9 protein-coding genes are annotated in these 15,046 nt (G+C 57.2%); 1 reads left to right on the forward strand and 8 read right to left on the reverse strand.

Going from position 1 to position 15,046, the window contains the following annotated elements; genetic code table 11:
* Position 1: 1 nt before the first annotated feature.
* The 8 genes from ACO6VD_RS09705 to ACO6VD_RS09740 form a co-directional block, all read right to left on the reverse strand.
* Entirely contained in the window at positions 2-1,120 is a 1,119-nt protein-coding gene (locus ACO6VD_RS09705) for a hypothetical protein (protein WP_422418624.1), read from the reverse strand.
* A gap of 26 nt (positions 1,121-1,146) precedes the next feature.
* The gene (locus ACO6VD_RS09710) at positions 1,147-1,686 is read right to left on the reverse strand and encodes a polysaccharide biosynthesis/export family protein (RefSeq protein WP_422418625.1); all 540 of its coding nucleotides are present in this window, start codon (positions 1,684-1,686) and stop codon (positions 1,147-1,149) included.
* Positions 1,687-1,955: 269 nt separating this feature from the next.
* A complete protein-coding gene (eppA, locus tag ACO6VD_RS09715) occupies positions 1,956-2,132 on the reverse strand; it encodes an EPS-associated small membrane protein EppA (RefSeq protein ID WP_400171319.1) in 177 nt (58 codons plus the stop codon).
* A gap of 507 nt (positions 2,133-2,639) precedes the next feature.
* Complete coding sequence (locus ACO6VD_RS09720) at positions 2,640-3,755, reverse strand: glycosyltransferase 61 family protein (protein WP_422418626.1); 1,116 nt, start codon at positions 3,753-3,755, stop codon at positions 2,640-2,642.
* A 73-nt stretch (positions 3,756-3,828) separates the two neighbouring features.
* On the reverse strand, positions 3,829-4,986 hold the full coding sequence (locus ACO6VD_RS09725; RefSeq protein WP_422418628.1) for a hypothetical protein: 1,158 nt from the start codon (positions 4,984-4,986) through the stop codon (positions 3,829-3,831).
* A 570-nt stretch (positions 4,987-5,556) separates the two neighbouring features.
* The gene (locus ACO6VD_RS09730) at positions 5,557-11,127 is read right to left on the reverse strand and encodes an RHS repeat domain-containing protein (protein ID WP_422418630.1); all 5,571 of its coding nucleotides are present in this window, start codon (positions 11,125-11,127) and stop codon (positions 5,557-5,559) included.
* Positions 11,128-11,310: 183 nt separating this feature from the next.
* On the reverse strand, positions 11,311-11,610 hold the full coding sequence (locus ACO6VD_RS09735) for a DUF3077 domain-containing protein (protein WP_422418632.1): 300 nt from the start codon (positions 11,608-11,610) through the stop codon (positions 11,311-11,313).
* Positions 11,611-11,732: 122 nt separating this feature from the next.
* Positions 11,733-11,969, reverse strand: coding sequence for a hypothetical protein (locus tag ACO6VD_RS09740; protein ID WP_422418634.1), 237 nt, complete (start codon positions 11,967-11,969; stop codon positions 11,733-11,735).
* Positions 11,970-12,386: 417 nt separating this feature from the next.
* On the opposite strand from ACO6VD_RS09740, the gene ACO6VD_RS09745 reads away from it, so the two are divergent.
* Positions 12,387-15,029, forward strand: a complete 2,643-nt coding sequence (locus ACO6VD_RS09745; RefSeq protein ID WP_422418636.1) for a dermonecrotic toxin domain-containing protein — start codon at positions 12,387-12,389, stop codon at positions 15,027-15,029.
* Positions 15,030-15,046: the final 17 nt, after the last annotated feature.

Below are 15,046 nucleotides of genomic sequence, written 5' to 3' on the forward strand. Positions count from 1 at the left end.
TTCAGAGGTCGGGAAATCTATAGGTCAGGGTCATACCAATGATCGTGCCTACAGCATCTGACAAACCGTCTTGCTGGCGTTCCTTGTACATCAACGATAGGCGCAGATCGCAAAAAGGCGAGAGTTCTCGACTGGCCCAGGCACCGTAAGTTTGCAAGGTGTTTGGCGTCTGCCCTTTACTGTCTTGCCAGGAAGCATCGAGGCCGACACGGCTGACCTCGCTAACCGCGTAACTCCAGTCACCACGCACCGAATCAACCTCGCTGAAGCCACCCTCGGCGCTGGCAACCGTGCTGCGTTCTGCGTTGATACTCGCATCGACCCGCTCCCCCCTGTAGAGAAGAGAAAGCCCCCCTTCCCCGCGGCGGCCACCGCCGTCACCGGAGACTTCGTTGACGCCCACATGCACATCACCTTGCAGACGCTCGGAGAACTGGTACTTCAGCCCGACTACCGGGCTGTAACTGTTTGAGGCACTGGCGAGGGTTTCATCATCCGGCTCGTAGCGCTTGGCACCAATGCCGGTGTACACATCGGTACGTTCGCTCCAGGCATAGGTCCAGGTCAGATCGTTCGACAGCTCGTCATAACCGGTCAGCGTATCAATGTCGTACGTGGCGCTGGAGAACCTGGTTTCGTTGGACAAGGTGCTGCGCTCGGTCAGGGCTCTGCGCCAGTTCCCAGCCAGCACGTACATCTTCTGCGTGCCATCGGTGGTGGTGACCACACCGGTATCCTGAACAGCAGAAGACAGTGTCGAACTTTCATTGTATTGCGCTGAAAGACCATAACCGCCGGTTTCGGTCTCACGCTGCCAGCCCAGAATCACGTTGGGGTCTTCACGGTCGTCGACGATATCGGTGTCAGACGAGCGCTGCACCCGCAGCCCGAGACCCAAACGCAACTGGTCGCGGTCGAAGGTGCCGACGAGGCTGTAGTCAGGGGCGATAATGGTACGCGTCACACCCTCCTCCCCAGACGTCAACAACAACGGGTTGCTGTCATACTCGACGGTTGCGGGCAGTGCTACCGAAGACTGCCAGGTGGATGCTTGGACCATGCCCGGAAACGGCAGGATCAGGAATGCTGTGGCAACGCCAGTTATTCGCAGTAGAGGCACTAGAATTCTTATTAGGTCAGGCAAGTTTAAGGTACGACCAGCGTATCGCCGGCCTGGAGCTGGATATTGGTAGACAGATCACCGTCCATCAAGTCTTTATAGTTCACGGGCAATATTTTTTGGTTACGGACCACCTTGATGGCGCTTCTGTCCGCAAACTTGTCAAGGCCGCCAGACATGCTCAGTGCCTGCAATACCGCCGTCGGGCCGGCCATCTGCACCGGCCCTGGCTTGAGCACCTTGCCTTCCACATAGAGGAGATTACCGGCAGCGTTTTTGACCACGACACTGACGGTCGGATCGGAGAGGTAATCTTTGAGCTTGGCAGCGACTGTTTTTTCGACGGCAGCGGTATCAAGCCCTTCAACCTCAACGCGCCCTACCAAAGGGAAGGTGATACTGCCATCGGGAAGCACGCTGACGTCCCCTTGCAGTTTTTCATCTCCCCAGACGGAGATAGACACCACGTCGCCGGGATTGAGCAGGTAAGGTTTTTTTTCGATAGCGTTGCCAGCACCAGACCAGACCACTAGCACGCAGAGCACAGACGACATCAGACGTGACATGAGGATCCCTCCGGCCATGCGGCCATGAGCACTATATGAGAACAGCACACAAGCTCTCGCTCTGTTCGCAGCCCTAGGCTTCAGACCCTGAAACCCGCTGCGATGGCTTCGGTGTTGGCGAAGCCCGATACCGCGTCCCTTGATCAGCGCTGCCCGATGGCGGCCGACCCATGGAATATAGCAATGGCTTGCGAATTAACAAGCTGCTGCCGAAGCTGGCGACGCGACATCAATACACCCACACTTACCGTGATACTTACTAACTTCGCTTACACTTTTCGTCGGTTGGCGACAGCAATAAAACCAATCACTGCAAAGCCGAAAAGCCAGCCCGCCGTGCCAATCGGCACGACACTTGTTTTATTAACAAAAGAATCGGCGGCCCCCGCCGCCCCGCTCATGAGCACCAGCAGAAAAATCGACTTGATCAACAGTGTCGAGCGCATAATCCCCTCCAGAAAGCCTGGTAAAGAAAAGAACAAACTTGATGCGGCGGGCGGAAGATTCTTACGTTGTTGAATTGAGCTTATGAGCACAATGACATTACGTCAACGATCCGACACCATAATAAATCTCAATGGGAAGCGGCGGATCGCGTCAGAATTCCGTCAGCGATTTTATTCAGTATCAGCCCCTTTTGGCTGATCGCTCTAGCCCGCCATTCTGCGGTCAGCCAGGGTGTAATCCAGTCTATTGACGGTGAAAAAAATCATCCGAAATCATCTCGAAAATCGCTTGAGAAAGGCGACAGGTAACCGCCGCCAGCACGAATTTGGTGCCAAAACGAGACAGGAAGTGTTTCATCGGTGAGAAGTTAAATACGAATATTTCTGCTTCGTAACCAGAGCTTTTTTATTGGAAGTTCAGACATGCGTCGAACACGCAGCGATGGCTGCGTGCTGACTGGGGAGCAACTTTCGACGGTGCAGAAGGTAGGCTAAAACAGGACGTCGTCAGGCTGGAAGTAGGTCCAGCGTACGTTCAACCTCTTCAATATCGATGGTGAAACCATCACCTTCTGGCGTTCCAACCACAAAACCAAAATGCTGATGATCTCGATCAGTAAGGAATTTGTAGTAGCTGACGAAACGGTTCGGAGGCTGCAGTACCAGCAACGAGCCTCCCGACTGCAGCACATTGACGCCATGAACCAGCTGGCTGCCCTCGACGCCTATCACCGTCCTCGCGCCCGCACAGGTGGCGACGATGGTAGGGACATCAGACTTCAAAGGGTCAAGGATGCGAAAGCCACGGGTTTTGTGCAGGTGCTCGGCGAGTTCCAGTTCATTGCGCAACAAACGCAAGTCACCGGCGCCCCCGCGCAGAATGAATACGCCTGGGTGCGAGGCATAGCTTACGTGCGACAGCAACTTCTCGCCCATCGCCCGGTAGCGTAAATGCCGGCTGCGGTTATTGCTCAGATCGTCGAACAGCACCAGCTCACGAAAATACGCACTGCGTAAGCGCAGCGGCTGCATGCCAAGCCAGTGCTCGTAGGCGGGTGCCTGGGTAAACAGCGGATACCTGGCGGATGGTGCGGTGGTCACTGGCACGCCTTCATTGCAGGCAAGTGCGTAAGTCACGCAGTCTTCCATCAACCAGGTACCAAACCAGGTGTTGCCATTCTGCGTGCAATAGGCGGCCCCACGCTGGATCTCGGTGTCGATGACGATGCGTGGAAAGGTCTTGGGGTTGAGCGACAACCACAGGCTGGCGTTGCCCTTGTACAGGGCGCCATCGATCAGGCAGACGTCCTTGATCAAGTGGCCACGTGTCGGGCCAAGGTCCAGGCTCAGGCCCCCGTGCATGGTACGGGCAGGATGCTCGAAAGGAAAAAAACGCGCCTCCCAGGCGCTGACCCGCTCCAGCTGATTGGGCAGGAAAAAAGCCGGAGGTGAAACCGTTGTCTCACCCGGAGCAATATCCCAGCTTTTCGCCGCAACCTGTTTCAAGTTGATGTCTGCTTTACCTGCAATCCATTTCCTTGCCATGAACTTATAGGCGGAAAGTGAAACTCGTTTCTGTCTCTCAGCAACTAATGTGCTGAAATTCGAGAAATTGCTTTCCATGAAGGGCACTCCCTCCAGGGTACGATAATAGCCAGGCGTAACACCCTGCGACTTTCTCAACCCTGAACACTTTTCAGTTGGAAGGAATCCTTTCCATTAAAGGTGGGGACTGTACATTGGCGTAGCGACTACGCAAGGTTTCGACAAACAGTTCGCCCGAACTTTTGGCACCATAAAGATAAATCTTGTGCAGGCCGCCAAACACCATCTCATGATAACGATCAGCGACTTCGTCATCGCTCGGCCCGTCTGGCAAACCCAGGTGCAGCGTCAACTTGTCGCCTTCGACAGCAAACAGTGGCGTGTCCCAGAGAAACTTCGCCGTGCCGGTCTTTGGCAAGCGCACAAACATATAAGCGTGATTGCCCAAAGAATCGATATCACCGCCACGGCGCCGTTTCCACTTCAACAACCCATCGTCTGGCCGCGCCAGGCAAAGACCGATGTCGTAATAATCAAAGCCATTCTCTACGGCCCACTCAAGTGCCATGTAAGTATTGATTGAGTTGGCTTCCCTGAGTTTCTTGGCGTCGGAAAAAACCGCTTCGCAATAACCAAAACGCAACGTACTCCAGTAGCGTTTATTGCCCCGGGTAATTTCACAGCCCAGATGGCATCCCACCACCTCATCGCCCTGCATGATCAAGTCGAGCCGACCGACGGTTTTAGCCAGGCGAAACACCGTCTCGGTAGAGAACTGTGCAGCATGGTCGCCCTGCCTTGCCGTGGCATAAGCACGCAGCAGCTCCTTGTCGGCCATGGCAATCTCTTCATCCGTGAGCGCCTGCTTCATCCAGTACAGCGGCCGGTTCTTGCGTATACTGCGGCGCAATTCGCTGTCGTAGCGCGCCGTAATCTCTTCCAGCGAGCGCCCAAGTAGCGGGACCACAGCACTCAAGTAATGAGGAACACTCAACGCCCCGGCGGTCGGCATCTCACTGACCACCACCACATGACTCGACCCGGCGGGCGCCGCTGTGTCTTGCGGCACCGGTGAATCCCTCAACGACTTGCCGCCGATGAGCACCTTGGCCACATCCCGGTACTCCTTTCTGCCGACGTAAAGCACTTCGAACGGGCTTTCCTGCTGCAACCGGAACCGGGCAACCTCCCAGCGCCAGAAACACGCACGGCCCAGCAGGTCGCGTAATTTGTTCAACGCTGTTCTAATCTCATAACGCATTGCTGGCGATACGTATTTTCGGACAGTAGCCACCAAATGCTCTTTCATTTCTTCGTCCTGTGATGTTGTTATCTGGTGGCAGATCAGTAAAGCATCAAGTAGAAGCAGAATAGATATTCTTAAACGGCATGAGCCCCATAACTAACGCCGTGAGACATTCACATTCAGTAACAATTAAAGGTGCAAGGTGGCGACTTTGCAAGGCGAATTTTTGGGGTTGCGCCATATCTTTTATGGCGTCAATTTTCCTTACGCAGCGGGGTTGCGCCGCGATTGTTCGCTATGGAAGTAGGGACCGCGAGACAGGCCCACGCCTATGCTCCAGGTGCCATGGTGTGAGCCATACCCAGCTCAAACCAGACGATCAGCGCTATCGATTTCAAGCATCGTCGCCAAGGTCAGAAACGGGGATGGTGGGATGGGAGTAGGTCCGCCTCTTGGATCAGGTCAAACAAGGTCCGGTGCTCCCGCAGATCCGCAAGACAAAATAGCAGCCTGTCTGATGACAGGCTGCTATCGGTCCGCTCACGAAAGGCTGACAGTCTGAACGGAAAACTACTCAGTAGACTGCAGTTGCATTGCTATATTCATTCGCTTTCGTATGAAAAGCGATAACCGTTAAGTGAACCTGCGAGCGCCAACCCACCACTCCCAACCTTTGAAAAAGTTGTGCATTCCACTTTTCATAAAGCTGTTCATTGTCGCATCCAACGTGCCCCTACAAAACAAACCATCAACGACTTCATAGGTAAATCCATTAGACGCAAGATTATTCAACAATTGTTCAAGGGTAATAACCGAGCCCGGTTCAATCACCACATAATCCACTCCAGCCTGCATGGCTACCTGCCCAAAACTACGGGACACATCGAATCCCGGAATACTGGCGAAACCACTGACCTCCTTGATTGTGTCAGCAGTTGAGAAATGCGTGAGGAAATAATTGGGAACCTGCCCAGGCTCATAATAGTTACTTGGAATATAACCACCACCAATAAGCTCGGCATAGTTGTGCCCCTTCATACTGACCTTAAATCCCTCGTCTGCATAAAACCCAATTTTTTTCGCAACATTCGTTTTAAAATAGCCAGGCACTGGTTGACCCGTAACGGCGTCACTATAGCCTTTAACGGGCGTTCCGTGCGCATTGATCACAAGACGCTTCGAGTTCTGACCCGACGACCAAAGTGAGTAGGGCGAATTCATGGATTTTCCGAACACAGTATGCGATGCAGTGACCGTTGGATGCATGCGACTTACTTCTTTTGTCACAGGGGAGCGCATCGCCTGGCGCAAAGAACTGCCCGGCAATCGTCCAGACGTACGTAATGCCCCCCTTACGCCAACCCCCATACTGGCAAAACCGGTCCCGAATGCGACATAACCAAATACTCGCGCCAACTCGGGATCGCTGTCTTCCAACACAATCGAAGCAATGTCAAAGCCCGCCGCTACCATCGTAAGCCCAGTAACCGCCAGGGTCGTCTGCAAGGATGCGCCCCCTGTGAACGGCGCCATCACCACCCCAGCCACCGCCATACCGATGCGAAACTCCTTGGTATACATCGCCGCAATCGCTTCCTGACGCTGATACTGCGCCACCATCTGGTGACCACTCGGGTCGTGATAGTTCACTGGATCCCCCGCGCAGTAGGCGTAGGCTGCCGGGCCGCCGGCACCAAACGGGCTCCAGCTGTCCGGGCTCTGGAACGACATGTAGAACGGGTCGTAGACCCGCCTGCTGCCCAGGTAGTAAGTGCCATTGGGCAGTACGGCTTCGCCCTTGAAACCTAGCCAATGACTGGCGTTCTCATCAAACCGGCGATAGCCATACGGGGAGTAGCCGTGATACTCGATGTTGCCTTTGCTCCTGATAGTGGCAAACACCGTACCTGCGGCATCGCGCAACACGAAACTACTGGTCACCCGCTTGCCGTTATCGCGAACCTCCTGCAGAAGGCAGCTCGGGCTGTCGTTGAGCAGCACCAGGTCACGGCGGGTCACACTTTTCCATTGGTGCGGGTTGGCCGTGCGTTGAGTGCGTGCGTAGATCTTGCCGCCGCGATAGTGGAACTGATAACCAAGCGGGGACTGGTTGCCACCGGCCTCGAAAACCCCGCGCAAACGACCAACATCGTCGTAAGCATAATCGTGATACCTGTCGCCCGTGTACTGCGCGCTTCGGTAACTTCGGTTCAATTGGCCATTGGGGTGATAGCTGATCGAGTGAACGGTTTTAGTCCAACGCCCTTGCCCGTCACTGGCCACCGCCTGGCTGTCATGTTTGATTAGCAGCCCGGGCTTGTCTGCGCTGTACTCCCGAGTCATCAAATACCCCCAGGCGTAACCAGCACCGTCAGGTCCTGCCTTTGGCTGCGTTGTCACAACATTACCAAGGACGTCGTAGCTGAAGGTCTGTCTGTTCACCGGCGACGTAGCGTACTCGTAGTGCTTGTTCGAAGCACTCCACGCGATCAGGCGGCCTTGCGCGTCGTAGCTGTACTCGTCGCTGGAGTGTTCCGCGCTACCCACTGTCAACACGCTCTTGCTCAACCGCCCATCCGCCAGGAGCGTCCGGCTCAGCGTGTGGGTTGCCATGCCGGGGCATTCAAAGGTGCGGGACAGCTCGTTGCCCATCACGTCATAGGCATAGGTTACCGTCACGCAATAGTCCGACGCGGGCTCGTCGACCACTTCCTTGAGCAGCAGACCATTGTCGCCATAAGTGAACGATGTTTCGCAGCCGGCGTTGGACAGTTTGCTCACGCGCCCGTAAACGTCATAGCTATAGGCCGTAATGTAACCAAGCACATCGGTGACACTGAGTGCCCGCCCCCGACGACTGAAGTGAGTCACGGTCGTCGCACGTTCGCTCGCGTCACCGGCCAGGGTGTCGCGCACCGGGCAGGTTTCGGTGTATGCAAGGGTGTCTGCATCCCATCCGGATGTGTAGCCTGCCATCACAGCGGGCCCTGCAACCTCACTGGTTTTACCCCAGTGAGCGGCGCCCTGATAGCTGTAAGTGCTGGCTACATCATTGACCGTGCGCGTCTTGACCCGCCCCAGCCCATCGATAGTCTGACTACCGAGACTGATCGCCGCGACCCGGTCGTCGCCACCTTCAATGCTGGCGGTGGTTGCCACCTCAGTCAGGCTGTTTGCTGGATACTGGTTGCGAATCACAATGCCGTTGTTGTCCTGCTTGGTCAGTCGGCCAAAGCGGTCGTACTCGTAGCTGGACGTTTGCCCCGAATCCAGTGTCAGGTTGCTGAGCAAGCCTGCCGAATCTACGCCATATGTCACGCCGTGGAGCTTGCTTTCCTTGTTACCGACAACTGACCAGGCTGTGAAGGATTGGGGCTGCCCCTGTTCAGTGAAAAACGTTTGCTGTTTCAACTGGGGGCCCTTGCCATCCGCGCTGCCCTGAGTCACGGTCAGGCTGCGGGTGTTCGGATCGAAGTGGCGGTGCTGCCTGAAGGTACCATGGGTGAGCGTGGCGCCTTGACCAATGGCGGTCACCACCTGGGTCTTGCGATCAAGCTCCTTGTCTTCTGCGCCCTTCAACACCTGGGTTACCGTGCTGCTTTTCCTGGCATCGTCGTAGGTCCAGGTAGTCGCGTGAGTGAACAAGCGCTTGCCAGCAGCGTCGTAGTCATACTCGATGACACTGCTCTGACGTCCTTGGTCATCGCGGCTGAACTGTGACCACAACAGCCAGTTCGTACCATCCCATGACACTTCGACCTTCTGCTCACGCCCCAGGCCATCCACCACAACACGGCGTCCTGCTCCAGAGCTGCCATCGACAGCCTGATAGCGAATCAACCCGCCTTCGAGCAATGCCGTGCTGTAGACAACCTTGTTCGACGTATTCTTGTCGCGGCTGGCCTGCTCATCCTTGACCAGGCCATTGCGGGCAAAACTCCAGCTGTTCTTGATGCCCTGGCTATCCAGGGTCTCCAGCACTCGCCCGGCGAACCCGGCGCGCGTCTGGCTGGAGGTGAACTCCAGGTCCTGGGTCTTCACCGTGGTGCCAATCGACGCCTTGCGCGGGTCTTTGGCGTCGACGCTGTGCTGCAGCGAGGTGACGGTCCTGGAGCCCACCACTTCCTTGCCATCCTTGTCCAACTGGTAGACCGTCTGCGACTTGACCTGCCCGAAACCCGGCTTGGCCGCATCCGTGTGGTATTCGAGCACCTCCACCTGTATCCGTGAGGCTGCCAGACTCTTGAGCTTGAAGCCGGTAGCATTGAGTTTGCTCTGCGCCTTCAAGCTCTCCTTCAGGTTGGTTTGCTGCGCCCGGTAGACTTTTTTCTCATCCTCGGAGCGTGCCTTTTCTATCTGCTTGCTCAGGCTCTTCAACCATTGATCGGCGGCAGCGGTTGCCAGGTCATGCTGGATGTCGCTGAGGTCGACGTTTTCGAGGTCCGGGTCAAGCACCGTGAGCTTCACCGTCGGCACCACCACATGTGTTCTGGACAGCCCTTTCAGAGGCACGCACGTCAGCGACCCGTAGCCGAAATAAGTCACCTGTTCAACCTGCGCCTTGCCATTGACGATGCGACTCACCTTCTGCGATTCCACATGCGTGGTGAAGCCGTCGAAATCCCCTGGATACTTGACGTCCAAAGGCAGGTTGAATGTCTTCCTGGCATAGTCGCAGGAACTGCTCGATGCGCGGACCGAGGACAGCGTCCAGACGCTGGTCGTCACGCCGCGATCACTGCCCAGTTGATGAGGTACAAGATCGCCGAGCATGTTGAACATTGCCCTGTACATCCAGGCGGCAAATCCGCTCTCACCCTTGACCACCCGCCACTCTTCGACTTCGTAGTGCTTGTAGTTGTTGAAGTAGCTCCACTCCGTGACTTGCCCGGCCTCCTCCAGCTTCACCAGGTTGCCCAGGACATCGAATGTGGCCGTACTCTGCTGCGCTGGCTGGTCACCCGCCTGGCGGGTGGCGGTCAGGGTAGCAAGGCCTCTGCCCTCATCCAGTACCAGTGCCTGACGGCTGACCGTGGTCACGCCGTTGGCTGTCACCGTTTCGGCCACCGGCTGCCCGCCCTTGAATTCCTGGACGTGAGTGGCAACCTCTTGAGTGCCGCGCTTGAATACCTGGGTGGTTTTGTCGGTCTGGTAAGCATACTCACAGCTCACACGCTCCAGCCCACCCGCCAGCATCATGCCGTGGCTGACGACCTTGTCGTCCTTGTAGGTGACGGTCTCACTGTCCACACGCAGCGATTCCTGTCCTTCATCGGTCTTGTAGTGCGTCTTGAGTTCGATACCGTTGATTCTGCTGTTGCGGGTGTCGATGCGGTAGACCTGTTTCTGCGCGACAGCATCCGCCCCCGTAACCTCCAGCACCCAGGCATTGGCCTCCACACTGCAGTCGTACTTCACCTGCTCGGTGCTGCCTGGATAAACCGTCACCACAAACTGTTGATCAGAGGTCCAGGCGACCGTCACCAGCCGACCGACTTCGTCGTCAATCGCAGTCAACCGGGGGTGGGGGGTCAAACGGTTGTCCCAGGTGAATGTAAGCACGCGCCCGGTGGGCGAAATGAAGTGCGTCAGCAACACGTTGGCAATGCTGCCGAACTTGCCTGTGCCTGCACACTCGAATATCTGCGCGGTACCGTTCTTGGCGATGAGGCTGATGTGGCGGTCGTCGATTTCCTTGAAGTGCGAATACTTCTCCTGGTGCGCCTGAAGCTGTGCATCCGTGAGCGCTTCCAGTTGCCCTTCACTCAGACTTCTGTCGCCGGCCTCCTGGGTGTTGACGAATGCAAGACGTGCCTTGGCGAACGCGGCAGCATCGAGAACGAAGCCCGGCCCCTCATCGCGCCCGTGGTTGTTCATGGTGGCATTGATCGAGCGCCCGTCTACGTGAGGGAGTCCCTTGAAGTTGAGGGTGTAGTCCCAGTCAGCCTGTCTCCCGTCCCACTCACCGAACATCTTGAAGGACTGGGTCCACGCGCCTGTTGGCAGGAGGTTCAGGCTGGGTGAGCTGCACGTGCTGGTAAGGGCAAGCTCGAACGCCGACCCCTGCTGCGCATCCCCTAGCCACGCCAGGGGCAGCTTGAAGTGGCCAACGCCGGTCGAAGTATCGACAGAAATGCAATCAAGGCTGGGTAGGTCGAGATAGAGACCGTCATGGGCGTTACTAGCTGACTGATTCTGGGTCATTGGAAGCGTCCTTTGCAGAGTGCATGCGGTTGACACACGATGAGGTCAATCGACCGGGGGTTGCTCTGAAAAGAATTGAAATACCTGCGGGGGTTTGCCACAACTGACAAAAATGTCAGGTGCAGAGTGCTGGACAAGCACCCTCCTCCGTGCATTCACGGAACCTGCAAGCCGCTTTTCTGCTCAGTCTCCCGTCATCATCACGTGGGCAACATCCTCGACCAGCGCCTTGGCCATACCGCTCAGGTAATGAGCCACCCACGCCAGCGTGTCGTCCTGATCGAGTCCGGCTTGCAAGGTGATCTTGTACACACAGCTCATCAAAATGCTGGACTGCTCCAGCGCATACTGCGCATCGTGCCCGGCAGTGGTGCGGAACAACCGGTCTTCGATTCGACCACCGATGCCTTCGCCAAAACTGCCTAGCCACAGGTTTTGATAGGCCAGGTTTTGCCTTTCGCATGTTTGTAAGTCATAAACCATTCCTAAGCCTAAACGTGAGAACAACTGTCATTAGCGTAGGAGCGGATTTATCCGCGAAGGACTGCATAGCAGTCCAGCCTTTGAACTGCGCCCCATCGCGGATAAATCCGCTCCTACCAAGCTCAGAGCCGCAACTGCACCTTGCTCAGCGCCAGCTCAACCAAGCGGTGAGCACTGTCGATCTCATGCATCGTCGCCAAGGTCAGAACCTGCCCGGGCGGATCGGGATGCTGCAGCACCGTCTGCTGAGCCACAGTCATCGCGCAGACCAGGTACTCCGAGATCTGAACGAGAAGGTCTTCAAGGGAATGGTGGGTGTCACCGAGATGGAGGGGTGGATCAGGGACGATCTTGAGCATATACACCTCTGGAGTTAATGATGCGGCCACAAACCTGCTGTCAAACAGATAGGTGGCAGCTGTACGCGGGTTGACAGACCGATAACTCCAGAAACAACTCGGCGCACACGAAGTGCCCCACGTACAGCCGCCATTAAGCAGCACATGTTCTGAAGGTTAGGTCGGCCTGTCAAAGCCGGTCGTTGAGTGCCAACGACCGGCAGAGATTAGGCCGCCCTCCAGAGCAGTGCAGCGGCTCAAAGGCGGTGCAAGTATCTTTGGGAAATGGACTACAAGGAAGAGGGAATTTCTGAAAATGTGCTGGGTAATTTACAGGTTGATTGCCCCCCGTTCCCACCGGTGCGCTTACAACTATTTACCACCTCTGTCTTCGTCGTCTGACGCTTCCTGAGTGCCCCTGAAACAGGAGCACCGATGATGTCATCCATAGCCCCGAAAAACCCGCACCATCACCTGATCAAGCGCCAGCTTCCGCCCTTGGGCCAACACGCCTCGGTCGAGCAGTGGCAAGCCTTGCACGAAACCCTCGTCCCCGCCCAAGGCCTGGCAGATGCCCAAGCCCCCTGGTTCGCCAACGCCGCCCCCGACCTGCGCGAAGCCGTACTGACCAGCCAGGCACGCCTGACACACTCACAGCAGGCGCTGGCCCGCTCGCTGAAGGGCTTGAAGAACATTGCAGAATTCGCCGAACCCCTGCTGGCACAGCAGCTGACAAGCGAACATCAACTGTCCGTTCCACTGCGCAATACCGAGCTGATCCACATCCATCACCTGTTCACCTTCGAAACCTACGTCAGCCAGCATGAACGCCGCAGCCTGCTCGAAGCCGCGCTGCACAACTTCGAAGACGAAGTGGAATTCAGCCGCGAAAGTGCCCTGGCCCTGAGCGATGATGTGCAGGTCGCAAAGACGGTCGTCGTTGGCAAGACCAGCCTGGGCGACAGCGAGACACGGGTAGATATCGAGCTGGAATCCGAGACCTACGAAATCACGCCATTGCGCCTGACACCGGCGGACTTCGCCCGCACCTGCCGGGCCCTGGACCTCGGCCAGCGCTATCAGGAGCACCTGGACTCGCAGTTCGCGCCCGCGCGGGTCGCCACTCTGGCGATGAAGGTTCACCAGGATTGTCTGCGCCTGGCCGCAGACCTCGCCTTCCTCCGCCAGCACATGAACGGCGAAGCATTGGATCAGCTGCGGGCATTGCTGGAAGAGGGTACGCCCCCGGCCTGCAACCAGCTGAGCCTGTTCGGCATCGACTTGCACGAGGCGCTGATTCTCGACCTCGACGAAGCGAACCTGCTGCTCTATCTACCGGGCCACACCACGGCACTGCAGCAGTTCCACGACCTGTCCGCAGTGCATGACCAGTTGCGCGACGATCTGCTCCAGGTGGACTTCCGGCAACGCTTCCTGGCCTACGTTCCGCGCGATCAGCAGGCAACTTTCCTCAGCCGCTTGCGGCAGAGCCTCGATGCCGACGGTGACTCTCCCAATGACCAGATCTGGCCCTTGCGCGAAAGCGCGGACCTGCACCTGGCACCGGTAGCCATCGAGGGTGAGCTGTTCGGCTTTCTGTACCAGGACCATGTCACCCGCCTCAAGACCGAGGCCCGCCAGCTTGCAGTGCCAACCGCCGAGGTCGACGAGCAGGCACGCAAACGGCGGCTGGCGGCATGGGAAAGCATCGGCCTGAATACGCTGATGATGGCCGGCTTTTTCGTTCCCGGTGTTGGCACCTTGATGACGGCCGTATTGGCTTACCAGTTGCTCGATGAGGTTTATGAGGGGTATCAGGCCTGGAGCGTCGGTGATCGCCTGCTGGCCCTGCACCACCTGGAAGTGGTCGGGCTGAACCTGGCGCTGATCGGCGGGCTGCATTTAGCCGGTCAGGTCGTGCCCAAGCTGTTCAACAGCCGATTGATGGAAAGCCTCGACCCTGTAACCCTCGAAGACGCTAGCCAGCGCCTGTGGCGACCGGATCTGACGCCCTACCGCAGCACGGTGCAACTGCCAGAGACGCTCGAGCCCAATGCAATGGGCCAGTACCTCAATCAGGACAAGCACTACATCAGCATGGACGGCCAGTGGTACGAACAACGTCTCGATGCCGAGCTGCAACGCTGGCGGATTGTCCACCCGGCGGATGCCGAAGCCTACCAACCGCAGCTTGAACACAATGGTGACGGCGCCTGGCGCGCCGAGCACGAGCAACCCCAGGGGTGGTCACTGGCAACTCTGGTGCGGCGCCTGGATACCAGGTTCGACGGATTCGACGACCAGCAGCTGGAACAGGCTGCACGCATCAGCGGCGTCAGTGCCAACGAGTTGCGTTACACACACCTGGCCAATGCCCGCACACCCGCGCTACTGGCTGACACGCTCAAACGCATGAGCGTCGAAGGTCAGTTGGCAGCCCGACTTGCGGTCATGCCCACGCTTGACGCCAGCTCGTTGTTCGAACAGCTGTACAACGGCTCAGAATCTGCCAGCCCTCTGCAAGCCCGGTTGATGACACGCTACCCGCGCCTCACCTTGCCCATTGCCAGGCAGTTGCTGACACGCCTATACCCAGGCGAAGTGCCTGTACTCGAAGACCAGACAGCGCTGCCTGCCTGGCTGGAACATAGCGCCGCACAGGTCAGCAGCGATCTGCCCATGGCCCGCGCCCTTGAGGGCCTGTATGTCACTCGCCTGACCGCTGGCGACAGTGAGCGCCTCGCCCTGCTCGCACTGGAAAGTCTTCCTGGCTGGCCGACGAATCTGCGTCTTGAGCTTCGCGCCGGCAGTGCCGAGGGTGCTTTGCTCGCCAAGGCGGGAACAGATGAAGCCCTACGCCGCCGAATAGTGATCAAAGGTGTTCAGGGGTATGAAGCGTTCACCGCCGACTCGCCCCGCTCCGGACCTCTCAGCAAGGATCTATGCGCGACCATTATCCAGGCACTACCGACAGCGTTACGTGAAGAAATGGGACTTCAACAGCTGCCCGGCGAGACACTGCGCGAGCGATTGCTCGAGCGCATCAATGACGACCGGATGCACTGGGCTCGCAGACTATAAGGTTTTCAACTGCCCCG

Source organism: Pseudomonas sp. GZD-222 (assembly GCF_049310525.1).
Classification (GTDB): domain Bacteria; phylum Pseudomonadota; class Gammaproteobacteria; order Pseudomonadales; family Pseudomonadaceae; genus Aquipseudomonas.

Coding starts and splice junctions, on each gene's coding strand:
- ACO6VD_RS09725 (WP_422418628.1), bottom strand. CDS start 4,986: ATGAAAGAGCATTTGGTGGCTACTGTCCGAAAATACGTATCGCCAGCA.
- eppA (WP_400171319.1), bottom strand. CDS start 2,132: ATGCGCTCGACACTGTTGATCAAGTCGATTTTTCTGCTGGTGCTCATG.
- ACO6VD_RS09710 (WP_422418625.1), bottom strand. CDS start 1,686: ATGTCACGTCTGATGTCGTCTGTGCTCTGCGTGCTAGTGGTCTGGTCT.
- ACO6VD_RS09745 (WP_422418636.1), top strand. CDS start 12,387: ATGTCATCCATAGCCCCGAAAAACCCGCACCATCACCTGATCAAGCGC.
- ACO6VD_RS09720 (WP_422418626.1), bottom strand. CDS start 3,755: ATGGAAAGCAATTTCTCGAATTTCAGCACATTAGTTGCTGAGAGACAG.
- ACO6VD_RS09730 (WP_422418630.1), bottom strand. CDS start 11,127: ATGACCCAGAATCAGTCAGCTAGTAACGCCCATGACGGTCTCTATCTC.
- ACO6VD_RS09735 (WP_422418632.1), bottom strand. CDS start 11,610: ATGGTTTATGACTTACAAACATGCGAAAGGCAAAACCTGGCCTATCAA.
- ACO6VD_RS09740 (WP_422418634.1), bottom strand. CDS start 11,969: ATGCTCAAGATCGTCCCTGATCCACCCCTCCATCTCGGTGACACCCAC.